19 protein-coding genes are annotated in these 23,616 nt (G+C 36.8%); 11 read left to right on the top strand and 8 right to left on the bottom strand.

Features of this window, described 5'->3' with window-relative positions:
- A partial coding sequence (locus IPK91_00005) for a hypothetical protein (protein ID MBK8295684.1) occupies positions 1-478 on the bottom strand: 478 nt, incomplete at its 3' end.
- A gap of 530 nt (positions 479-1,008) precedes the next feature.
- Between IPK91_00005 and IPK91_00010 the strand changes: the two genes are divergently transcribed.
- The gene (locus IPK91_00010) at positions 1,009-1,527 is read left to right on the top strand and encodes a transcriptional regulator (protein ID MBK8295685.1); all 519 of its coding nucleotides are present in this window, start codon (positions 1,009-1,011) and stop codon (positions 1,525-1,527) included.
- Between the two features lie 78 nt (positions 1,528-1,605).
- Complete coding sequence (locus IPK91_00015; GenBank protein ID MBK8295686.1) at positions 1,606-2,334, top strand: DUF3307 domain-containing protein; 729 nt, start codon at positions 1,606-1,608, stop codon at positions 2,332-2,334.
- A 127-nt stretch (positions 2,335-2,461) separates the two neighbouring features.
- Here IPK91_00015 and IPK91_00020 read toward each other — a convergent pair whose 3' ends face one another.
- From IPK91_00020 to IPK91_00035, 4 genes are all read right to left on the bottom strand, one after another.
- On the bottom strand, positions 2,462-3,112 hold the full coding sequence (locus IPK91_00020; protein MBK8295687.1) for a response regulator transcription factor: 651 nt from the start codon (positions 3,110-3,112) through the stop codon (positions 2,462-2,464).
- Positions 3,113-3,180: 68 nt separating this feature from the next.
- Positions 3,181-3,660 carry a hypothetical protein gene (locus IPK91_00025; protein MBK8295688.1) on the bottom strand — a complete coding sequence of 160 codons (480 nt, stop codon included), beginning with the start codon at positions 3,658-3,660 and terminating at the stop codon, positions 3,181-3,183.
- A gap of 50 nt (positions 3,661-3,710) precedes the next feature.
- Entirely contained in the window at positions 3,711-4,910 is a 1,200-nt protein-coding gene (locus IPK91_00030; GenBank protein ID MBK8295689.1) for a hypothetical protein, read from the bottom strand.
- Positions 4,847-6,364 carry a hypothetical protein gene (locus tag IPK91_00035; protein ID MBK8295690.1) on the bottom strand — a complete coding sequence of 506 codons (1,518 nt, stop codon included), beginning with the start codon at positions 6,362-6,364 and terminating at the stop codon, positions 4,847-4,849. Before IPK91_00035 ends, IPK91_00030 begins: the two co-directional genes overlap by 64 nt.
- 193 nt (positions 6,365-6,557) lie before the next feature.
- On the opposite strand from IPK91_00035, the gene IPK91_00040 reads away from it, so the two are divergent.
- The 4 genes from IPK91_00040 (at position 6,558) to IPK91_00055 (ending at position 14,199) form a co-directional block, all read left to right on the top strand.
- Entirely contained in the window at positions 6,558-10,013 is a 3,456-nt protein-coding gene (locus IPK91_00040) for a tail fiber domain-containing protein (GenBank protein ID MBK8295691.1), read from the top strand.
- A gap of 135 nt (positions 10,014-10,148) precedes the next feature.
- Positions 10,149-12,059, top strand: coding sequence for an IgGFc-binding protein (locus IPK91_00045; GenBank protein MBK8295692.1), 1,911 nt, complete (start codon positions 10,149-10,151; stop codon positions 12,057-12,059).
- Entirely contained in the window at positions 12,007-13,308 is a 1,302-nt protein-coding gene (locus IPK91_00050) for a gliding motility-associated C-terminal domain-containing protein (protein MBK8295693.1), read from the top strand. The genes IPK91_00045 and IPK91_00050 overlap by 53 nt, the downstream gene beginning before the upstream one ends.
- A gap of 228 nt (positions 13,309-13,536) precedes the next feature.
- Positions 13,537-14,199, top strand: coding sequence for an NAD(P)-binding domain-containing protein (locus IPK91_00055; GenBank protein ID MBK8295694.1), 663 nt, complete (start codon positions 13,537-13,539; stop codon positions 14,197-14,199).
- A 72-nt stretch (positions 14,200-14,271) separates the two neighbouring features.
- Here the strand turns inward: IPK91_00055 and IPK91_00060 are convergent, their stop codons facing one another.
- Entirely contained in the window at positions 14,272-15,495 is a 1,224-nt protein-coding gene (locus IPK91_00060) for an NAD(P)/FAD-dependent oxidoreductase (protein ID MBK8295695.1), read from the bottom strand.
- 498 nt (positions 15,496-15,993) lie between these two features.
- On the opposite strand from IPK91_00060, the gene IPK91_00065 reads away from it, so the two are divergent.
- The 3 genes from IPK91_00065 (at position 15,994) to IPK91_00075 (ending at position 18,247) form a co-directional block, all read left to right on the top strand.
- Positions 15,994-16,749, top strand: coding sequence for a hypothetical protein (locus IPK91_00065; GenBank protein MBK8295696.1), 756 nt, complete (start codon positions 15,994-15,996; stop codon positions 16,747-16,749).
- A gap of 78 nt (positions 16,750-16,827) precedes the next feature.
- Positions 16,828-17,583 (top strand): hypothetical protein, encoded by a 756-nt coding sequence (locus IPK91_00070; protein ID MBK8295697.1) that lies wholly within the window; start codon positions 16,828-16,830, stop codon positions 17,581-17,583.
- 184 nt (positions 17,584-17,767) lie between these two features.
- Positions 17,768-18,247: a hypothetical protein gene (locus IPK91_00075; GenBank protein MBK8295698.1), complete on the top strand. Its 480-nt coding sequence runs from the start codon at positions 17,768-17,770 to the stop codon at positions 18,245-18,247.
- 92 nt (positions 18,248-18,339) lie between these two features.
- On the opposite strand, the gene IPK91_00080 is transcribed toward IPK91_00075, so the two are convergent.
- Positions 18,340-18,801: a VOC family protein gene (locus IPK91_00080; protein MBK8295699.1), complete on the bottom strand. Its 462-nt coding sequence runs from the start codon at positions 18,799-18,801 to the stop codon at positions 18,340-18,342.
- Positions 18,802-18,918: 117 nt separating this feature from the next.
- On the opposite strand from IPK91_00080, the gene IPK91_00085 reads away from it, so the two are divergent.
- Positions 18,919-20,031, top strand: coding sequence for an ATP-binding protein (locus IPK91_00085; protein ID MBK8295700.1), 1,113 nt, complete (start codon positions 18,919-18,921; stop codon positions 20,029-20,031).
- On the opposite strand, the gene IPK91_00090 is transcribed toward IPK91_00085, so the two are convergent.
- Positions 20,020-20,784: a helix-turn-helix transcriptional regulator gene (locus IPK91_00090; GenBank protein ID MBK8295701.1), complete on the bottom strand. Its 765-nt coding sequence runs from the start codon at positions 20,782-20,784 to the stop codon at positions 20,020-20,022. The genes IPK91_00085 and IPK91_00090 overlap by 12 nt on opposite strands.
- Before the next feature lie 334 nt (positions 20,785-21,118).
- Here IPK91_00090 and IPK91_00095 point away from each other — a divergent pair, with 334 nt between their 5' ends.
- Positions 21,119-23,515: a caspase family protein gene (locus IPK91_00095; protein MBK8295702.1), complete on the top strand. Its 2,397-nt coding sequence runs from the start codon at positions 21,119-21,121 to the stop codon at positions 23,513-23,515.
- Positions 23,516-23,616 lie beyond the last annotated feature (101 nt).

A 23,616-nucleotide genomic window follows, 5' to 3' on the forward strand; every position in this document is an offset into this window, starting at 1 on the left:
GCATAGCCTTTGTTAATACGATCTCCTGATCTTCTGCCAAATGATCCAGATTGTTTATTAAATCAACTAACAGATATTCTTCTGTGATTTTTTTAGGAAAAGCAAATTTTTTATAAAAACGAAAGTGGCGATTACCAAATTTTACTATTCCATGACGCTTCCTGTTATAAACAATCCGTTCATTGTATAACTGTGTTGTGCCAACACCAAGACTATTGTAAGCATTAAAGGAGGTTAGTAAAAAATGGTCTTCTTTAAGAAAGGCGCGTACAAGTTTTTTTTCATCTGGAGGTACGTTGCCGAAGACACTCTTTTCAGGAACGTAGTAAAGCCCTTGAGATAATTTTTCTACTGAGCCATCACCATGAAGTTGCTCCAAATGTCTATCTATCGATTTAGACCAAAGTAAAAGATCTTCCCTCCGGTAAACAGTGCCGGGTTTAAGTCTTGCTTTCAATTGAAGTAGTTTACGTTCCATGTCCTTGTGATTCACAAATTTATACTATTTAAACGAATATATAAATAATATAGTTCATAATTCATGCAAAAAAAATCATAAGTAACAGAATAACAATTAAATATAATAATATTGTGATTTACAAAACGGTAGAAGTGGCGTTGTCCAATTCATAAAAAATTCAAAAATGTTCATATATGTACTATTATTATATATATTCAATATATCAATATATATTGCATTTAGCATTAGAAAGTAACAGCTGAGTTTCATGCTTTTGTCAACGGTTGATAAGATTCAAAAGTCGGACATTGACCCTCGTGTTATTCAAATGAAATGCTGGTTGTGAAATAGTCTTACTAGTATTTAAAAAATACGAGCATTTATATCGCTTAAGCAATTTCCATTGAATGATTACCTGCATTTATTTGGTAAAAACTGTACATTCTTCACCATCGCTCGTCTGGACGAATTTTTTATTTATCGTATATTAGAACGATATTATGAAATATCGTCTATAAAAGCGATATTTGCAAAGACAAATACGATCTATGATTGCAGTCTTAACAGGAGATATCGTGTCCTCCCGAACCAGGCCACAGCGCATTTGGTTGCCCCAGCTTAAAGGGATCCTGAGCCAATATGGAACGGAGGGCAAGAACTGGGAGGTTTACAGGGGCGATAGTTTTCAGATCGCGGTAAAAGCGAACTTGGCTTTGCAATTGGCTTTTCACATCAAAGCGGGGATCAGGCAAAAGCCCGGATTGGATGTGCGAATAGGTATCGGACTCGGAAAGCAATCCTCGAAAATCGTTAAAATCACTGAAGCCTCCGGAGAGGCATTTGTCAAATCCGGTCAATGTTTTGATGGCTTAAAAAAGCAAAATTTGGCTATTTTGTCGGGAGAAACGGATTTGGACAGGAGTTTGAATGTGATGTTCTCATTGGCTTTACGTACCATGAATGAATGGAGTGTTGCCGTAAGTAAAGTCATCGTCCAGAATCTGGAAAATCCTGGAAAAAGTCAATTGGAAATCGCTAAAAAAATGAAAAATCTCAAAGCACGGTGAGTGAAGCTTTAAAAGGGGAGGCTTTGACGAGGTGATGCAGATGGAAATTTATTTTCAGCAACAAATAGGTCGATTATCATGAGTAGTCTGCTCTTGCTGATATTGGCTCATCTTCTTGGTGATTTTGTTATGCAGCCTGAAAAATGGGTAAAAGATAAAGCTGATCGTAAAGGCCGATCTGTTTATTTGTATCTGCATATTCTCATTCATACTGCATTGTTGTTTTTCCTTTTGAATTTTGATTTGAACTATTGGCCTGTCTTTGCGATCATAGCTGGAACTCATTACCTCATCGACCTGATGAAAGTTTCGTTGAGCGGGAAGTGGAATCATAAATTATTATTCTTTGTGGATCAGGTATTGCATTTTATCGTTTTGTTTGCGGTCGCCCATTATTATTTTTCGATTAATTTTTCAACAGCGTTTCTGTTTCAAGATACAACCATCCTGTTTATTGTGGAATTGATTTGTGTGACCAGGGTCTCATCGGTAATTATGATGTTCTTGCTGGATTCCTGGAAATTTGAAGACGCCGGTGCAGATGATTCACTCAAAAATGCAGGCAAGTACATTGGGATGCTAGAGCGCTTATTTGTTTTTGGATTTATTGTCTTAAATCAATGGTCTGCGATCGGGTGGCTGATGGCCGCAAAATCGGTTTTCAGATTTAATGATCTTTCGAGGGCGAAAGACCGAAAACTTACCGAATATTTTCTGATAGGCACTTTGGTTAGTTTTGGATTGGCTATTGCATTTGCATTGTTGTATCAGTATTTTTTAAAGGAGATCTCATCACCTATAAACTGATATTTTTCAGCATTGATTTTATCAACAATTTAGATACAAATTTCATGCACTCGCTCATTCTGGAAAAATTAAACTGGCTTGTGTTATGAGTAAAGCGCGAGACCGAAAAATTATTTTAGTGGTTGCTTTATTTATCTCGGATGATCCTGTATTCCAGTACTTTCGCTACTGCTTCCGTCCCAGAAGAGACATGTAATTTCTCATAGATATGGCAGATATGTGAATTCACTGTTGCATAAGATACGTTACATTCTTCTGCAATCTTTTTATAACTATAGCCTTCTACTAGGAATTTCAGTATTTCTGATTCGCGTGCAGTAAGGTTAAAGTCATTTTTTGGAATGTGATGGTGTTTATTGTTAAACAAGGTCAGGACCTGCTTGGCTACGGTAGGCGTCATCGGAGCTCCTCCTTCAGCTAAATCCCTTATGGCATCAATCAACTTATCTGGTGAAGTCTTCTTCAGTATATAACCATCGGCCCCGGCAACAATAGCTTTAAATATTTTATCCTCATCTTCAAAAATGGTTTGCATGAGGATTTTTATTCTAGGAAATTGGCTCTTTATCAATTTCAATCCTTCAATACCATCTACATGCGGCATATTAATATCCATGAGAATAATATCCGGTGTATTTGCTGCAATTTCTTTTAGTACATTGCGACAGTCATTATAGACATTTTTACAACTAAAGCCTGTCGTTGAATTGATTAACAATTGCAATAAATCCCTTCTGGGTTTGTTATCATCAAAAATGGATATTTTTAGATTTTGCACAAGACAAATTTAAGATGACAATCTGAGATGAACATCAATGATTTCATTGATTTATTTTTAAACTAAAATTAAATTATAAAATCGAATTCGATGAGTGTACCTTTATTTGGAGTTGAGCTAATACTAAATTTGCCATTCAAATCTTCAGCCCGTTTCTGCATATTGTAAAGTCCGTTGCCACTAAAATTCTTTATGATGTCTTCATCGGCTTTATGCAAATTGATTCCTTCAACATTCTGGCTGTATTCAAAACCCTTGCCATCGTCTTTTATACTTATACTCAATCTTCTATTTAAATAGTCTATGTTGAGCCAGAAGTTCTTGCAGTTTGAGAATTTTGCAACATTGTTGATAGCTTCTTTTACAATAAGATAGACATTTTTTCGCTGCTGCATATTCAACTCAAGTTGATTGACCTGTGGCTGAATATCAAAATGAATCTGGATATTCTGAGGTTCCAGAATTTCGAATGCGAAGGCTCGAATGCGGTTGACGACACTATCGAAACGATCATTTTTCACATTTACGGCCCACACAATATCACTCATAGATTCCATAATATTCTCAGAATTATGATTGATGTTATTGAGTAATACATTTACTTCAGGTTCATTCGATTTAATTTTTGCTGAATTAATGAACTGGCCAAAGAAATACTACTTAGTGTACTGCCGATTTCGTCGTGCAAATCTGCTGCAATGTGATTTCGTATGGCTTGGATTTTTAAAGCCTGGCGCAATCGGTATTGATAAAACAAATATATTCCGCCCATCACAGTGATCAAAATGCAAATTCGGAACCACCAACTAGCCCACCAGGGAGGGTGAATGATAATTTCTATACTTGCAGGTAATTCACTCCAAACGTTCGAACTATTGCAGCCGAGCACTCTAAAAGTATATTGGCCAGAACTGAGATTCGTATAGGTTGCTTCATTCGTTGTTCCTGCATCAATCCAGTCCTTATTAAATCCATCCATTTTGTATTTATAGCGATTTCCAGAAGGATTGGTTAGGTCCAATACCGAGAACCCAAAACTTATCATCCTGTGATTGTATTGAAATTCGAGTCGCTTACAATGTTCAATAGGCAAAGGGAGTTTATAAGTTTCTATCGATTCTGATGAGTCACCCGTATTATAAAATATTTCTTTGTTTAATAATTTAATTCTATTGATTACTATTCGTGAAGGTTTCTTATTTTTATAATAGTTCTCCGGGTCAATACTTGTCCAGCCATTCACTCCTCCAAAAATCAATTTACCTTCATCAGAATTGAAATACTGTGTTCTGTTAAATTCATTTCCGGGAAGTCCATCTTTTGAAGTAAAATTTTGAATTTCTAAATTACGAGGATTAAAATGACAAAGTCCGTAATTCGTGCTTATCCAAAGATTGCCATGCTGATCACTTTGAATGCCGTAAATGACATTATTAGGTAATCCATCCTTTATCGAATATCTTGTGAATCGTTCAGATTGGATATCAAACTTATGCAACCCTCCTCCATCAGTTCCTACCCATAAATACCGTGTAGGTTCAGCAGGGTCAAAACAAAGTGACAATACATAATTAGAAGCAAGGCTGCTTTGATTATTCTTTTCAGCTTGAAATTTTTTCCATGTTTCAGTTTTGGGATTAAAATGAAAGAGGCCATGCGTTGTCGCAAGCCAAAATTGATTTTCTTTAGTAAATTTCCAATCACAAAGAAAATTACGATCTCCCTGGATCTGGTTTATAGGAAAGTAAAGAAACTTAATATTATTAATGTTTTGTTCTTGACAATAAATTCTAGGCAACTTGTTTTCTTCAACAGAACACAACCATATATCTCCATTGAGATCCGAAAAAAGACTGGATATGCATCCTTAGGATTAATTGCTTTCTTTACATAACTATGATCATCAGGATCTATTTTTAGGGTATAATATTTTAACAGATGATCGGCGATGCACCAAAGTGAATTATGTCGATCAAGTGCAAATCTCCAAGGCACCCAATTTTTTTGAAGACCTTCATTCTCCAGATTTAATTGATTGATAAAGTTTAAATCAAAATTCTTGAATTTGTTTCTGTATAATTTTCTTTCATTTTTATCACACAAAATAAATTTAGGCTCCCTGTAATTAAAATTGACTGGAGCGAACAAGTCATTTCGGGCACTCAATTTTATCAACCCATACCCATTCGTTCCACACCATATGTTATCATGCTTATCCTGGCATAAAATTTCAAAAGATAAATTATCCCATTTATTTTGAAATATTGGATTGATTTTTACAGTATCCAAGATTCCCTTCTCGGAATTAATACGAAGAAAATTCAGAGCACCTTGGTTTATCCAAATGCGATTGTTTCGGTCGAAAAATAATTGATTTACTCCTAGTCTCTGAACAGACGAGACCTGAAAGTCAGGCATTAAGGATTGAGTGCAAAGGTCTATTTTCGAAATACAATTTTTTGAATCCAGGAAATAGAGATTTTGAAGTAATTGATATTTATCAACAGAAGTCTGCACATAAGGTGCAGCATTTGGATGCAAAAGAATACTTTTTGCATCGATCCGATAAGATTCTTTATCAGAAGAAAAATTATAGCCATACACTACTTTATTTTCTGCATACCACAATGTACCATCTTTTGTAATAGCAAGTAGATTAAAACCATTTAAAGGGAGGTCAAGATTTTTTAATCCGGGATACAATTCAAGCAACTTCGTCTGAGGCAAGTAGGATAAAGTATTGTCGATGTTTTTCGATGAAATGACTTGTATTTTACTTCCTGTCAAATCATGAATAATAATATGCCCGGAAAAATCTTCAATGATCCTTGAAACATTATGAACCTGCTCATTTGATTGAATCGCTTTGTCATTTGAAATATGAATAAATCGTTCATGCTTTCGATCAAAGAGCTCAAGTCCGGAAGAATTCGTGCCAACCCAAAGCAAGTTCCTTGAATCAACATAAACAGCCGTGATAAAATTCTCCGATATCGAATAAGGATTATCAGGATCGTTGCGAAAGACACGAAATGAATGTCCATCATAGCGGTTTAATCCATCTTTTGTTGCAATCCAAAGATATCCTTCCTGATCTTCGGCGATCCCATTAATCTGTCCTTGTGAAAGCCCTTGCTCCGGGCCAATCAACTCTATGTTTAGTTCGAGAGAATCTCTTATACTTAATAGTTTCTGAGCGGGTAAGCATTCAGTTAATATTAAGCATAAGAAAAGATAATAAATTAAACGCATAGAATTTAATCATACAAAGATACATGATTATAGAACCAATGGTTAAGGTCTTATCTCAATGGAATCATTGATAAATACCGCAAATGATCTTGAACTTCAATGATTTCAATAATAGACTGCATACTGAATGCAAAGCAACTTTGTGACAACAAGTAAATCAACTTATTTTTTAACAACATAAAAATATTTCAATATGAAAATGAAGCTTTTACTCTTGGCAAATTTGATTGCTATTTTATGCTCAGTGAAACCTGTGTCAGCGGAAAGCGTCCATCCTGTCGCAACACATAAAATGAGCTTAATAGCACCTCCTTACTATGGAGAACTATCTGTGAGTGATGGGACTGCATCGCAAACGCTGACTACTCAAAATGTTTGGTATAAGCTCACTGGTTTTACAACCAATGGGGAGAGTTCTGAAACTACTCCGGATCATATCAATGATAAGATTACTGTAACCAATGGCGATTATTATCAGGTCAGCTTATCTGGAAATATTGTTGTAACAAAAAGCGAAGTGTTCAAACTGGCTATCTATGTTGATGGAGTTGCGCTTCCAGAAGCTACTCAACAATTTTTAGATAAAGACAAAGATAATGAAAATGCATTATCAATTAAAGCCATTGCGTACATCGGTGCAGGAAAGGCCGTGGAGGTTTATGCTACATGTACATCAAACAATGGTAAAACTGTAATAATGCGGTATACAACTTTAATTGTATCGTCTGTAAAAGGAGAAACCGGAGCACAGGGACCACAAGGAGAAACCGGACCACAAGGAGAACAAGGAATACAAGGCGAACAAGGAATCCAAGGCGAGCAAGGAGAGCAAGGCCCAACAGGTCCAGAAGGTCCAGCAGGCCCCCAAGGAGAACAAGGCGAGCAAGGAATACAAGGCGAACAAGGAATCCAAGGCGAGCAAGGAGAGCAAGGCGAGCAAGGAGAGCAAGGCCCAACAGGTCCAGAAGGTCCAGCAGGCCCCCAAGGAGAACAAGGCGAGCAAGGAATACAAGGCGAACAAGGAATCCAAGGCGAGCAAGGAGAGCAAGGCCCAACAGGTCCAGAAGGTCCAGCAGGCCCCCAAGGAGAACAAGGCGTGCAAGGTGAAACAGGTCCAGCGGGTCCACAAGGCCCCGTCGGTCCACAAGGAAATGTTGGTGCAACAGGCCCACAAGGTCCTCAAGGACCAGCTGGTTTACTCACTCCAGGTACAGCAGTAGGAAATACACCATACTGGAATGGTTCACAGTGGGTAGTCAATTCCAGTAATATTTTTAACAATGGAGGGAATGTTGGAATCGGAACATCTACACCTGGAGCAAAGCTGGAAGTAGCTGGAGCGGATGCCTTGATTAATGGTCTAAGAGTAGGAAAAGGCAGTGGTACAGGAAATGAAAATACTGCTGTTGGTAATGCCGCTTTACAAAATAACACAACAGGAAGCAGGAATACTACATTAGGTTCTGCATGTCTTTTAAATAACACAACAGGTTCTGATAATGTCGGGATTGGAAGAATGGCATTGCTTAGTAATACCATAGGGTCTTCCAATGTTGGAATTGGAGGTAATGCAATGCTATCCAACACGACCGGTAGTTTCAATATTGCAATAGGGAGTCAACCTCTTCCAGCAAACACTACTGGAAGCGCAAACATAGCAATGGGAAATGGTGCATTATATCGAAATACCACAGGTGGTGATAATATTGCTTTAGGATATTTTACCCTTTGGAACAATACAACAGGCAATAGCAATGTCGGCTTAGGTGCTTCTGTTCTTAATGCTAATACAACCGGAAGTCAAAATACCGGGACAGGTATTTTATCACTTGAAAGTAATACAACAGGTTATAATAATACAGCTAATGGTATTTTTTCATTGCAAAGTAATACAACAGGATTTAACAACACTGCTGTCGGTATTAACTCTTTGCGGTCAAACACCACCGGAAACAATAATACTGCTTTGGGTTCTGGAGCTAATGTTGCATCGGGCAATTTGAGCAATGCCACCGCTATAGGTGCTAATGCTGTGGTCAGTGCAAGCAACAGTCTAGTGCTTGGATCTGGTGCTAATGTAGGCATCGGTACAACATCACCTACTGCAAAACTTGAAGTAGATGGAGGTGATGCATTAATTAATAGCGTTCGGGTTGGCAGAGGAAATGGAAATCTTATTGAAAATACTGCAGTGGGATACGAAGCTTTGCAAAATAGTGCCAGTGGAGAAAACACTGCGATAGGTAAGCACACACTTAAATCACTTACCACTGGATTTGGCAATACAGCTGTTGGATCAAGTTCGATGTCTGGTGCCGTTTCAGGTCATCAAAATACAGCATTAGGTTGGAAGTCCCTCGAGAGTAATGCGACAGGCGGTGCAAATACCGCAATCGGAAGCTGGACCCTATTAAGAAATACCTCAGGCGTAGGTAATATAGGTTTAGGAAACTATGCATTGATAAATAATGATAATGGAAATTGGAATGTTGCAGTTGGTTATGAGTCACTAGGAGGTAATACAAGTGGCACCGATAATGTGGCCGTAGGTAGAGCATCGCTATATAGCAATACAACAGGACAAAATAACTCTGTTTTAGGGGCAAGAGCTATGAGTTTTAATGAAACAGGCATTCTCAATACCGCCTGTGGTACACAGGCTCTGCAAGATAACGTTTCAGGAAGCAGAAACTCAGCCTTTGGATTCAGGGCTAATGTAGGAGCAGGTGATCTAACCGATGCAACTGCAATTGGTGCTGATGCAATTGTCGATGCTAGCAACAAAGTTCGCATTGGTAGTGGATATGTCACCAGTATCGGTGGTCAAGTTGGCTGGACTATTTACAGCGATGCAAGGGTAAAAGATCAGGTTAAGGAAAACGTTCCGGGGTTGAAATTTATTAATGCCTTGAAACCTGTGACCTTCCATTACAATATTGCTAAGCAGAATAAATTGATGGGAATTGAATCGAAGATTGAAAGTAGAGATCGCAGTGAAATTGAAGAAATTCCATTTACAGGATTCCTTGCTCAGGATGTCGATGCAGCAGCTCAAAGAATTGGATATAACTTTAGCGGTATAGACAGAACCGGAAAAATTATGGGTTTACGTTATGCTGATTTCGTAGTACCAATTGTAAAAGCGGTGCAAGAACTTTCCGATAAAGTAGAAACTATGAATGCTCCCGCAGTAGCTGATCAGGTAAAAATGACAGCTTTGGAAAATCAGGTCAATGATCAAAAACAAATCATCGGTGATCAACAAAAACAAATCGATGATTTGAATTCAAAGCTGGATCAAGTACTCAATAAGTTGAATGCATTTGATGAGTCTCTGTCCAAATGTTGTACACAAGCCGGAGATCAGCATGGATTCAACGAAGGCGATGCACCAAGACTGGAGCAAAATGTTCCTAATCCATTTGGTCATTCTACTTACATCAAATTTTATATACCCAAAGCTTCTAAATCTGCTAAGTTGATGATTACGGATGAACGCGGAAGTGTGGTGATGGAATTTGATCAACTTGAAAAGGGTTTCGGTACGGTCAATATCCAATCTTCCAGCTTTGCAAGTGGTACGTACTATTATTCTTTGGTTATCGACGATAGAAAGGTTGAAACGAAGAGTATGATCTTTAATTATTAATAAGAGTTTTAACCTACTTCTTATAATCCTTTGAAACAAGCCGGCTAAGTTCAGCCGGCTTGTTTTATTATGTGAGTCAAGCAGCATTCTTGAATTTGATCAGAAGGTATTAAAATCAAATAAGGTAGTACCTGAATGCCCAAGCAGGATCTCTCTAAAGTGGCCAATTTTGGCATTAAAAATGTATATTTACAGATTGTACAAGATAAAAATCGGGTGATAAGCAATTGTAGTCTGTGTTGGAGGTTGTTTTGTATCTTTTGCTTGAGTGTTATTTGGAGGCACTCTGCATTTGCGCAATATTACAATGAACACCACATCGCTCCTGCTCCCTGGTTGTACTGGCATGACGCGAATGAAATCATTCTGGCCACACCTTCTGATACCAACATCAATATCGAAGTCCGCAAAAGCGATGGGACATTTCTCACCACGCTTACTGCTAAAGAAGGTATGCCAGCGGTTTTCAGACCCACAGGAAATTTCAGAGACGTTAACCGCTATCCTTTAAATTCTATAATTAAAGGCGCCGGGATTCATTTAAAAAGCGACCAGATCTTTTCAGTTAACGTTCGAAATGTAGCTTCTGACCAATTAGGTACTGATGCCTACATCAAAGGAAATGCTTCTTTAACCAGCCTTGGGAATCCTGGTATCGGGCTAGCATTCAGGGTAGGTTATTACCGCGACGGACCCTTGCCTTCAGAATTGCCGGTCTATACGATCATGGCAATCTATGACCAAACGCAAGTCTCTATTAATGGGGTGCAAACAATTGAACTGCATGCAGGGGAATGTTATTTGTTCAGAAGTGCAATAGGATCACTGGTAGAAGCAAGTAAACCTTGTGTCATGAATACCAGTGCTTTTATGGATGCTCCGGGAGGTTGTGGCGACGGTACGTTTGATCAAATACCTCCGGTGAGTAGCTTGGGGAATCGCTATTTTATCGTGCGCACTCAGGGAAATTCCATCAGCGAGCAATCTTCCATTGTGGCTGTTGAAGATAGTACCACTATCACAATCAATCGATTTAATGCAAGCGGTGGATTTTTAACATCAACAATGAGTATCCTGCCAACTGCCGGAAATTTTTTAACAATCTCGAATGGGGATGGAGCAACTCCATTTTCTGTGGCCGAAATTGTAAGTGATAAAAAACTGGCCGTATTTACCGGTTCAGCGCAATCCTGTGAGGTAGATATATCTACCAGCTTCCCGGTATCTTCTCCTTGCAACGGATCCAACTTTGTAGAAACCTCTCAATTCAAAGCCTACAGAGGAAATGACCTGCCTTATTTTTGTTATATCCTGCTTGAAGATGCGAATGCCCAGGTAAATTTTAATGGTGCGGATTTAGAAACGATTGTTTCAATACGCAAACAAATTGGAAGTACCAACTGGTATATGATCAATTTCAATAGCAACCAGGTTGGCAATCCTAAAACTATTTCAATTTCCAGTTCGGTAAAATTATACGTTGCCATTATACAAATTGGTGGAGGATTTTCAATGTCAGCTACATTTTCAAATCTGATTGAGCAACCAGCTTTGCCAAATGTGTTGTACATCAAGCAAGGCGAATGTCCAACAGGTTCGGCTTTGCTTACAGCTGGTAGCAAAGGAACACAGTATCAATGGTACCTGGATGGAAAAGTTATATCTGGTGCCAACGATAGTTTCTTTTTAGCAACTCAAGCCGGCGTTTATCATATAAGCGAACTTTTACCATGTGGTGAATTTCAGGAGTCTGCTCCGGTGTCTGTTGTATTTGACAGCATTCCCAGTGGACGGTTGTCTGTTGAAGCATGTGGCTTCTTTTCATGGAATGATTCTACTTATACAGAGAGTGGAACGTATTCGATCCTAACACAAAATGCCAGTGGATGTGATAGTTTAGCAAAACTTGATTTACGGATCCATAAAACCTCACAAACACCATTGTTTGAAGTTTCGTGCGAGCAATTTACCTGGCAAGCGCGGAATGAAACCTATGATAAAAAGCGGAATCTATCGCGATACCCTGGTCAATCAATTTGGATGTGATAGTATCCTCATCTTGAATTTAAGTATCCTTAAATCCAACTTGGAGACGTTTAAAGTAGAAGCCTGTAAATCCTATTACTGGCCCGTTTCTAAACTTTATTACAATCTTAGTGGTATTTACCGCGATACTTTAGTCAATAGTCTTGGTTGTGATTCGATTCTGGAATTGCAATTGAAAATATCGGAGCCATCTTTTCAAAATATTTCTATCCGTTCATGCAAGAGCTATAATTGGCCGGTAAATGGGAAGCAGTACGACCAAAGTGGAACTTATTCAGATACGCTTTTGACAGTCAATGGTTGTGATTCCATTTTGCTGCTCGAACTGGAGATCCTCAGCGAAAATAGAATTGAAGAAACTATTAAGTCATGTGATACGTATCGATGGCCTTCTAACGATCGTTTGTATGCTAAAAGCGGTACTTATACTGAATTGTTTAAAAATACAAATGGTTGTGATTCTTTGCGCATCCTGCATTTAAATATTTTGGAAAGGAGCAGTGATACATTGCGAGTTGGTCAATGTAATTATTATAAGTGGCCATTGAATGGTCGTGATTTATATAAAAGCGGACGCTATTGGGATACGCTTCAAAATCATTTGGGTTGCGATTCTATTGTCTTGTTAGATCTTGCAATTTATCCGGATTATCAAAGAAGAGATACGCAAAGGCAGTGCGGATCCTATTATTGGATTCCTGCAAAGAAAAACTATAACGCTAGTGGAGATTATAAGCTTGCATTGCAATCAAAACATGGATGTGACTCTTTGATTCATTTACATTTAACAGTAGATCCTCATATTCATATAACAGATACCGTCAGTGCATTGGGTCGATATTTTTGGCCAGTAACAAATAGAATTTATGATCAGGCAGGAATTTATGAATCCCGGTATCAAACTGTGAATGGCTGCGATTCATTGTATGTATTAATTCTTCAAATCAGGAAAAGAGGGGATGTATTTATACCCAATGTATTTACTCCAAATGGGGATGGAGTCAATGATCGATTCACAGTATTTTCGACTCCTGAGATAAAAGAAATTCAGAGACTCCGACTATACGATCGTTGGGGCCAATTGCTCTATGAGTTAAAGAATTTTCCACCAAATGATGTATCGTATGGATGGGATGGAAATTTCAGAAATCAAAAATCAAATCCTGCTGTTTTTGTTTGCACCGTGGAATGGATAGATTCAGAAGGGGAGTTGCATATTCTTTCCGGGGATGTTACTTTGATTCGATAGAAAGAAACTAGGTATAGTCTATAGTCTATAGGCTGTGGTATATTGCACAATAAATAAAAGTTTTAAAGCATTCACAATACTTTTATCATTGTAATAAAATCAGAAGTTCTTTTCATCTAAAACCTGGCACTTATCCATTATTTAAAGGCACCAGGTTGCCAATCATCTATTAAATTTAAAAAAAATCAAACCATTCCATCAATATCCTGTTTTTAAAAATAAAACAGTATGAAAATAGGAATTTTAGGAAGTGGAAGTGTTGGACAGGTTTTGGCTGCTGCCTTTAAGAGTGAAAATCATGAAGTCGTTTTAGCAACTCGAAATCCTTCAAAGGACGGTTTGACGACATGGAAGGATGCCAATCCAGGAATACCCGTTTGCTCGTATGCTGATGCAGGTATGCAAAGTGATTTGTTGGTTTTGGCTGTAAAGGGAAGCAGTGCAATGGAAGTTTTAAATCTAGCAGGAAGAGATTCACTGAAGAACAAAATTGTCATAGATGCCTGTAATCCAATCATACATGCTGACAATGGTTTTCCAGTGCATGACCACGGAGTCATTCGTTATTTTACAAATGCAAATGATTCATTGATGGAACAACTTCAAAATAGTTTTCCAGATACCAAATTTGTCAAAGCATTTAACAGCGTAGGCAATAGCTTTATGTATAAACCTAATTTCTCACAAGGAGTACCAACCATGTTTATCTGTGGCAATGATTCCAGCGCAAAAGAAAAAGTGGCCAGTATCCTGACGAGTTTCGGCTGGGAATCAGAAGACATGGGTGGGGTAGAGGCAGCGCGTCCAATAGAAGCCCTTTGCCAACTATGGTGTGCACCCGGGTTTATCAGGAATCAGTGGACACATGCATTCAAATTGTTTAAATTGTAGTGAATTGTTGAATGCAAACTAGGAATTTATTTGACCTAAAATTGTAATGACAATTATGGGATGATGTCATATTTAATTGGACGCTGATTTTGCGATGGCTGTTCCCGCAATAAATCCTGTTGTCCATGCTGCCTGGAAGTTAAAGCCGCCCGTTAATGCATCAATATTTAATGCTTCTCCAACGATATACAGACCTGGTACTATTTTACTTTGCATGGTTTTAAAATCAATTTCCGCGAGTGAAATCCCTCCGGCTGTTACAAATTCATCTTTGTTGGTATTCTTACTAAAAATAGGAATTTCACATACTGCTAGGAGATCGACCATGGATTGAATTTCCAGTTTATTTAATTGGGCCCATTGCTTTTCAGTATTTAAATTTAATTCAATTAATACATTATTCCAAAAACGATTGGGCAGTTTGAAAGGAGAATAATTTGCGATTGATTTTTTAGCTTGTAATAGTTTAATTGAATTTAATTCACTTAGTATTTCCTGCTTGGTTTGATTTATCCAATTGATACTAATTGTAAAATTGTAATTTTGCTGAGCAAGATGTCGGGCAGCAAAGGCGGATAGCTTTAAAATACACGGACCGCTTAATCCAAGATGGGTAATCAAGGTGATACCCTGTGCCTCAAATTCGGTGTCTTTAATTTTTATCAATGTGTTATTTAATGAAATACCCGATAAATTTCGAAAAAGGGTATGTTTTGAATTAAAAGTGAATAAACTAGGAACAGGTTCAATAATTTGATGATTCAGCTTACTTATTTCATTCCATATTGTTTTATTGCTTCCACTGGCAATCATTAAGTAGTCTGCATCTAGCTGTAGATCATTAAAGGATATAATAAATTTATCTGGTTTTTGAATTTTTAAAACTTTGGCATGAAGGATAATTTTTATATTCAATTTCAATGCTTCTCTTTTTAAACATTCTAGTATGCTTAATGAATCATCAGATACCGGAAACATTCTTCCATCTGCTTCAGTCTTGAGTTTAACGCCCCGGCTTTCAAAAAAGTCTATGGTATGTTGGCAATTAAACTTATAAAAAGGAGAAATGAGTTCCTTTGAACCCCGAGGATAATAGTTTACCAATTCGTGAACATCAAAGCATGCATGGGTCACATTACACCGCCCTCCACCTGAAATCCTGACCTTGCTCAGGACTTCTTTACCTTGTTCCAAAATACTTATTGCAATACCTGAATTGTTTTGCGCGCAGTGGATGGCAGCCATAAATCCGGCTGCTCCTCCTCCAATTATCACTAATTCTTTTTTATGGCTCAAGACAACAAAGATAAACTAAGAAAATTTGAGGAAGAAAATTCTGCCTGAAAATAGCCGCTAATTCAAGCCATTCTAGATTTCAGTTCAGGGATAAATGTTTAAATTCGAAGCAGAAATGATTTATTGTTTTTAAATGAGTAATTAATGAATCATCCATTAGTTATCCGTTCTTCATCTCACGGTCATCTCAAGCTCAGCCTATAGTTATGCTAAAGTCATCCGTAAGTCAGCAGTAAGAAATCAGTAAGATATCTACTATTTTGATATGCTGATTTTAAGCTTTAAAGTATACTATAGCTTGATTCACCTTTTAAGCTGCGATTTGGGATAGTAAGAGCAGCAATTGAGAAGCGGCAAATGCGCCAAAAGCGACACGAAAGAAACTTTGTTAAATTGAAATTCCTTTATTAAAGAAAGTAGTAAAATCAATTCGAGAAACGGATTTCTAATGCTTGACAATTCCATTTAAAATGAAGCATAGTTTAAATTACTAACAAAATGGCAATTCAGGAGGGTTTAATAAAGCTGGTGGGTAATTTGGAAAACTTGAGTTTTTATAAGCTCAAAGGAAAATATTTTGTGAGAAGAAAAACCGGACCAAGTGCTGAACATTTGAAAACAGATATAAAATATGAACGATGCCGGGAGAACATGAATGAATTTAAAACAGTTACTCAATTCGCCAAGAAAATAAGGGTTTGCGTTCGGTCATTTTTAGGATTAGATGCCGATCCAGATCTAAAAAATCGATTGGTCAAAACACTCTATAAAGTAAAAGCACACGATTTAATCGCTCCCCGCGGAGGACGCAATCCCATAAATGCACTAAAAACTGAAGGAGGAAGGAAATCATTTATAGGATTTAAGTTTAGCAGGCCAAACAATTCTTTAAACCATCTAATGGACGCTTATTCAGTTTGTGTTATTCATAATAAGCTCCACTTAGAATCTTTAAACTTCCATCAAAACTTTCGGACGCTCAATAAGATACACCGTGTTGGTTTTCAATGTATTGAATTGGATATTGATACGGAATCCGGTTTTATTGAAAGTAAAATCATGCAGGAGCAAATTCTCGAAAACAAAAGAACTTCTCAAACTTTGGATTTAAATTGCAATTTGATTCAATCTAGTAAACACATCCAGCTATTCATTTTAAAATCCAGGCAATTGAATGCATTAAATGAACTGTCTCATAGCAATCAAGTAGTAGTGGAAGTCATTTGGATTTCAGCCATCAATGGAATTCAATAAATCCAATTCTAAAATAACGCTATTTTAATTTAGCTTTAAAGATTAATTTTAGGATATCAAATAGTATCCATTTAAATAATGCAAGCAAACACAATACAAGAAGTCATTACTCAGTTGGATGATATTATTTCAAAGGGGATCCAAAATGAAGATCGGGGAGCATATTTTGCAGCGCTCTATCGTAAGGTAACTCAAGAAGTTGCTAATAAATTAACCCAATATTATTTTGAAGATCCGATTCGGATGGAGAAACTTGATGTCGTATTTGCAAATCGGTATCTATTCGCTTGGGAGCAGTATCTAAACGATCAAACTTGTTCGGAGGCATGGAAATTTGCTTTTGATTCCGCGAAATCTAACAAGCCTATGGTATTGGAGCATTTATTATTAGGGATGAATGCGCACATTGGTTTGGATTTAGGAATTGCAGCGGCAACGATAGCTCCTGGGGATGCAATCTATAGTTTAAAAAATGATTTTGATAAGATTAATGTCGTATTGGCAGAATTAGTGAATGGTGTTAAAACTGATTTGTATGCCATGTGGCCATTTAGCAAGCTTTTCAGTTGGATGAACACCTCCGATTTTGAAAATACAATAGCCGGATTTTCTATGAATATTGCCAGAGAGGCTGCCTGGAAAGTTGCTTTGGAATATGCCTTTATTACGGAAGAGATTCAAAAGAGGAACTATCTCATAAATAGAGATCAACAAGTTGTTGCATTTAGCCAAAAGATTCTATTTCCGGGAAACGCAATTTCTAAAATCAAGTCTGGATTTAGGATGTTTGAATGGGGGAGTGTAGCAGACAAAATACGGCTGTTGATGGATTAACTAACTGGAAATACTGGACATTTAAATTTCTTAGTAGAAACCTATATAAAAGGCCATATCATTCAAAAACCTGGTGATATCAATTATTCATTATGAGCCTCGGATATTTTGCTACATTTGCTGAGTTAACCAACAAGTACTAAATTTGCTTGTGATTTTTTCTAAATCATTTTAAATAGTTATCATGTTAAAATCAATTTCTGTAATTTTAGTATTGCTGATAGGTGGATTTATACAATCAGCTAAAGCTCAAAAGGCCTTTGATTACGAATGGTCACACTACAACATTGTATTTACCCTTGCATCAGATTTTAAAGAAGTTACAAATACTGCAGATGAATTTACAGCTTCCGGCGATGGGATGGAATTTGGCATTTTCCCATTTAATGATAACACGGTGGATCATTCTAATATTACAGCCTATACGATTGAAATTGCAAAATCTTTAAAACTCGAACAGTTAGATGACGTTGATGTTATTGAACTCAATGGATTGAAAGGTGCTTATGTGGAGGGGTATAAAGAAGGTGTTCGGATTTTGGTTTTGGGTTTTATTGATCCCGATTCAGACACCAATTTTTTTGCAACCATTACGTTTGCAGACAATGATCAGGTTGCTGAAGACGAAGCAGTAGAAATATTAAAGAGTATTCGCAAGAAATAAAGCGTTCCAGGAAGGTTTATTTCAAGTAATTTTTAAAAAAAATGCATCTGAGCCAAAACGTTCAGGTGCATTTTTTTTAGGCCTAAGGAATACTATTTGTTGTCTTCCTCAAATTGTTTGTGGGCTGCCAATTCAAAGCTTACCTGCCAGTTGATCCCAAAAGGATCTGTTAACATTCCAAAATAGGATTCCCAAAAGGTTTTACCCATCGGCATTGTCTGGATTCCACCTTGAGACAGGCCCTGGTAGATACGGTCTGCTTCTTCCATGCTATCGGCAGTAACTGATATAGAAAAATTAGTACCCGCCTGGTAATATTTAGCCCATTCCCCTCCGGTATCACTTCCCATCAAAACGGAATGCGTTCCAATAGGTAATGACATATGCATAATACGGTCTTTTTGATCGTCAGGAATCGGAGGCATATTTTCTTGAGCTGGCATTTCGCCAAAAGTACCTACATAAGGAAATTCACCACCAAAAACAGACTGGTAAAATTCAAATGCTTGTTTACAGTTCCCATCAAAAGTCAAATAAATATTTACTGAAGGCATTTTAATTAGATTTTAAGGTTTTGAATATTGTATATTAAACCACTAAAAATAGTAGATTCAGTAACCCTATTCTAATTTTTGTAGATTAGCATTAAAATTTTAACATTTCAAGCTAATATGAAAATTAATAAATGGATATCCTGGAAGCATATAGGCTCTCAATTGGTTTACGATTTAATTGGCAAGGACTCATTTCGGGGAGTGAGTCTGACCTATTCCTGGCTAGCCAATCAATTTGGCCATTTATCCATTGGTTTTATTCATACGATGTTGCTCATTCATTTATGTAAGTGTCAATTTTGTGAAATAATTTACTGCTTAGGTGGAGATACTTATGGTCGAGCATTTGGAGCGGCTGTTTTAGTCAGTTTGTTTTGGTTTGCTTTTGAAACGGTCAACTTTTTAGGTCCGCTTTTGACCCAAAGGAGAAGTAATTCAAATTTGTTATTTGTTGGGGGAAAAAAATATCAATTTAATCCTCGCTGGTGGTTTGTAGGTTTTGACACCGCTACCGATGTTTGTGTTTTTGCCTTTGGTGCTTTTTTAGCAGCTTATGTATTCCATCCAAGCGTTCCGACTAAAATTGCAATTGGCATCCTGATGATAATTCTACTTTTACCCTGTTATTATTGGTTTGTCAATAAAATGTACCAAAAATGTGCTAATTACCCGATGCAATTTAATTTGAGTCAATGGGATTTAGATATTGATGAAAAAGGAAAAAAGAGTGTCCATGAATTTATCCAAAGTATGTTGAATTACCGGAAGAATGGAGGTAATACGAAACATTTGCTAATTTTTGGTTCCAAAAGGTCTGGTAAATCAAGTTTGGGAATTGGTATTGCTAGTGGACTTTCTGACAGGAGGTTTGCCTGTCGCTACCTGACAGCAAACAATTTGTATAGTTTGTTTTTTGGTAAGGACTCAGCGTATCCTCGTGACGAAACTATTTGGGATTGGAAACAATCTGAATTATTAGTGATTGATGAAATCAATCCAGGCAGACCCGTTTGGAAATATATTATTTCCCCGGATCGTTTTTTACTTATTGCGAAACAATTTAATAAACATCCTGAAATTAATCCACAAATTTTATGTAATAAATTTGTCATCTGGATTGTGGGCAATAGAAAACAGAATGATTTAAATATCAAGCGTTGGAAAGCAATGATTCTGGAAATGGGTATTAAAGAAGATCAACAAATGACAATTGATTTATCAAAAAATTAGAGTTAAAGGAAATATGGCTGGCAATATATGATTTTCATAAGCAAAGCTGATCAGATGAGCTAAACTCCTGACATTGAAACGCCGATACATTGGTATAATTCTTTTTTCAATAGCGGAAGAAGAAACTTTTAAATGACCTGCAATCTCTTTAAAGGAAAGCCCTTTTGCCACTAATGCCAGCGCTTCTTTTTCTTTATCTGAAATAGCAAAATGCTTAAAGAGGGCTTTATTGAGTTCTTCCTCAAATGTTGATTTTTCAGGCCCATAAGTAGCATATCGCATGACTTTTCCAAAATGAACTCCATTGGCAATTTGGGATCGCCCAATTATTTCTGAAACTTTCCCTTTTTCCGCTTTATAAATTCCGACTCTGGAAATTAGCGGTACCTCATGTCCCTTTTTATGAATTTTTTTTATTTCTATTGTAAAACTATAAGCTTCCAGATTATTATGGATTGTTTGTAAAAACATCAGAGCTTTATCGTTTATGTCATTGGAGAACGGTGCATATTCCGGAGCCGTGATGCTTACAATTTTCAACATGGTAATTTCATGATCAGGATAGCCGAGAAGAGGTTCCCAACCTTCTGCATAGAGCATTTTGTTTTCTTTAAAGGAATAAACATAAATAGCTTCATCCTGAAACTTTTGAATCTTATTTTTTAGTTCCTTATAAATGCTGCTATTGAGATCGGCCGGGATATCGGTTACAAGTTGATTTGTAAGGCTTTTATATTCCGGTGGATTTCCCATTTTGGCTGATCGATCGATTAAAAGTAATAAAATTTGTCTTACTAAACTGTTTTTGAAATACATAACCTGCGAATTTTCTCAGTTGACAGGCTGACACAGTCTAGCTAATTTCGTTTATTAATTAAATGAAAATTGGATCTGAGGAGGGGCTAAGAGAACTGAATGTTCTTTTAGGACCTATGGAAAGTGCTATGTTAATGAATCTCAATAAATGCAACAATTTTACAACCATGAAGAATTTGGAATACATATTTTTAGTGTTCTTATTTTTGCTAAGGGTTCAAGGATTTGGGCAAGCTATTCGGGGGTGAAGCCTTTAAATTCTGCCAATGTGATGCCTAACAGGAATTATGGTATTGTAATTGGAATTAGTGATTATAAGAACATACCAGACTTGCAATATGCTGATCGGGATGCCATGGCATTTGGAAAATTTCTTTCACAGATCAGTATTCCAATCGTTGATTCATCCAATTTGATGATTTATATTAACGATGCAGCCAATCGCATTAATGTTTGTGATGGAATCTCAAAACTGATAAAAAAACTTCAACCGGGCGACCGGGTTTATTTTTACTTTGCAGGACATGGAGACATCGAAGCACTCAGTCAGGCAAAGAATGGATTACTCTTGTTATATGACAGTCCACCGGGAGATTATTTTGGATTAAATGATGGTGTTTTACAAGTGAACCAGTTAGCGGATTATTTTGGTCGGCTATCAGATATGGGTGTTGATGTTTTTTATATCATAGATGCCTGCCATTCCGGTAAACTTAAAGGAGGTGAACAAGGTAGGTTACATACTTCAAGAGCCATTCAATATTTGCTATCTCAGCGATCCACTGTTTTGTTGTCTTGCGATGAAGATCAACTATCTCTTGAGGGAGCAGCCTGGGGAGGAGGGAGAGGCTTGTTTTCCTATTATCTCGAGCAGGGATTGATCGGATTAGCAGAGGCGGATCAGGATAATTTGGTGAGTATTTATGAATTAGATCAATTTGTGACTCATAAAACGTATTCAGAAAGCGAAAAAAGACAAACGCCTGTAATTCTTGGAACGCAAAATAAAGTGGTCAATAAAATATCACCCCAATATTGCGATTCAATTCGTGAATTAGATTCCAGGCAGTATAGAGTATATTCTAATGTCAATTATAAAGGAAGTGATCAATTATTTTATTCAATGACGGATACGATCTTACTTAAAGAACTGGAAGGTTTTAAGCAACGTTTGCATACCAATCCATTATTACATACAGAATCTAGTAGTTATGGTTATTATAAAAATTTAGAATCTCAATACAAGCAACATTACATTATCGATTTATTGAAGCGGGCTTTAATCGTAAAATTGAACGCGCGGTTTGATTCTCTGGTCAGTCCGATAATTAAAGGGAAGAATCCTAATTTTAAATTGGAAACCTGTCTGGCCGTTTCAGAAGAATTGGATTCTTGTCTGGCCTTATTAGATACAGATCATTATATGCATAATTATTTTTTAGCTCGTAAATATTATGTACTAGCACTGATCAAGGCACATGGAATTCACATCAATAATTATGGTCCATTATTTCAAAGGAAGCTGGTTGAGGCGATTCAACTCCTGAAGGATTCAAAACAGCTGGAGCCAAATGCCTCCTATGTACATTATACCTTGGGTTTGTATTATCAAACGATGCAGCAACTGGATAGTTCATATTATTATTTAAATGTTTTTTTAACCTTATTGCCCTATTCGGAATTAGCTTACAATAGTATTGGAATAACTCTTGGAGATATGAAGTCATATTCAGAATCCATCCATTGTTTTAAACGTGCCATTGAATTAAACAAGAACTACAGACCACCTTATGTCAATTTAATTCAAATGTATGTGGAGACTTATCAGTTTGAAAAAGGAATTCAAATTGCAAAGCAAGCCATTGCCTTAAATCCCAAATTGCCCGAAGGATATAATAATTTGGCAGATTTATACCGGAAGCGAAGAGATTATAATCTCGCTATAAAATTGGTCAACAAATCTTTGACTGTTATGCCTGATCGCCCAAGGACCCTGCTTTTAAAAGCAAAGATTTTGTTTGATGCGGGTAATCATGGAGATGCAGAACAATTGATAATTAAATTGATTAAATTCAGACCGGATTATGGAGAGGCTTATTATTACCTAGCATTGATACAAAAACACCGTTGTCAATATCAAGATGCTATAAGTATTTTAGATCGCTATTTAGAGTTGGATTCTTTATCATCCGAATGTTTGACAGAGAAGGCGTATTGTTTCAAAATTTCAAACCAACCGGATAGTTCAGAATGGTATTTTAGAAGCGCTGTTAAATTTTTGGAAACGCATTCGGACAAGTCTGAGCAATTAGCAGAAATATATCATTTCGGACTTCATCAATTGGATTCAGCTTTTGTTTATTATCAAGCTTCACTAGTTAACAATCCTACGAATTTTATATTGTTGAGTAATTATATTGGATGTTTATTTGCTATGGGAAAAACAAAACAAGCTAAAGCTGAAATGAAGTTATTAATTTCCTTGCCTGAAAGCCAAATTCCATTAGTATATGTGAGAATTTGTGAGCAAATTATAGAAGGCAACTACCGGAAAGCACTCATAAATTTGCAAAAGCTTGTCAAATTAGATTCCAGTTACAAATGGCATATTTTAATAGACCCTTGTATGAGTCGCTTATTAAGTTGTGATCCAAGCGGGAGCCATTGATTTTCGAAGCTGAGGGATTTACAATATAGGATGGCCGGGAAACACCTAATTATTGTATCAAATCGTATTCGAATGAATCAAATTAAAATCCTGTTCTAAAA

The organism is Saprospiraceae bacterium, assembly GCA_016712145.1.
Lineage (GTDB): Bacteria > Bacteroidota > Bacteroidia > Chitinophagales > Saprospiraceae > Vicinibacter.

What these genes read in the sequence shown, in the direction of transcription:
- IPK91_00010 (MBK8295685.1), top strand. Translation starts at nt 1,009, where the DNA reads ATGATTGCAGTCTTAACAGGAGATATCGTGTCCTCCCGAACCAGGCCA.
- IPK91_00015 (MBK8295686.1), top strand. Translation starts at nt 1,606, where the DNA reads ATGAGTAGTCTGCTCTTGCTGATATTGGCTCATCTTCTTGGTGATTTT.
- IPK91_00025 (MBK8295688.1), bottom strand. Translation starts at nt 3,660, where the DNA reads ATGAGTGATATTGTGTGGGCCGTAAATGTGAAAAATGATCGTTTCGAT.
- IPK91_00035 (MBK8295690.1), bottom strand. Translation starts at nt 6,364, where the DNA reads ATGCGTTTAATTTATTATCTTTTCTTATGCTTAATATTAACTGAATGC.
- IPK91_00040 (MBK8295691.1), top strand. Translation starts at nt 6,558, where the DNA reads ATGAAAATGAAGCTTTTACTCTTGGCAAATTTGATTGCTATTTTATGC.
- IPK91_00045 (MBK8295692.1), top strand. Translation starts at nt 10,149, where the DNA reads ATGCCCAAGCAGGATCTCTCTAAAGTGGCCAATTTTGGCATTAAAAAT.
- IPK91_00050 (MBK8295693.1), top strand. Translation starts at nt 12,007, where the DNA reads ATGATAAAAAGCGGAATCTATCGCGATACCCTGGTCAATCAATTTGGA.
- IPK91_00055 (MBK8295694.1), top strand. Translation starts at nt 13,537, where the DNA reads ATGAAAATAGGAATTTTAGGAAGTGGAAGTGTTGGACAGGTTTTGGCT.
- IPK91_00065 (MBK8295696.1), top strand. Translation starts at nt 15,994, where the DNA reads ATGGCAATTCAGGAGGGTTTAATAAAGCTGGTGGGTAATTTGGAAAAC.
- IPK91_00070 (MBK8295697.1), top strand. Translation starts at nt 16,828, where the DNA reads ATGCAAGCAAACACAATACAAGAAGTCATTACTCAGTTGGATGATATT.
- IPK91_00075 (MBK8295698.1), top strand. Translation starts at nt 17,768, where the DNA reads ATGTTAAAATCAATTTCTGTAATTTTAGTATTGCTGATAGGTGGATTT.
- IPK91_00080 (MBK8295699.1), bottom strand. Translation starts at nt 18,801, where the DNA reads ATGCCTTCAGTAAATATTTATTTGACTTTTGATGGGAACTGTAAACAA.
- IPK91_00085 (MBK8295700.1), top strand. Translation starts at nt 18,919, where the DNA reads ATGAAAATTAATAAATGGATATCCTGGAAGCATATAGGCTCTCAATTG.
- IPK91_00090 (MBK8295701.1), bottom strand. Translation starts at nt 20,784, where the DNA reads ATGGGAAATCCACCGGAATATAAAAGCCTTACAAATCAACTTGTAACC.
- IPK91_00095 (MBK8295702.1), top strand. Translation starts at nt 21,119, where the DNA reads ATGCCTAACAGGAATTATGGTATTGTAATTGGAATTAGTGATTATAAG.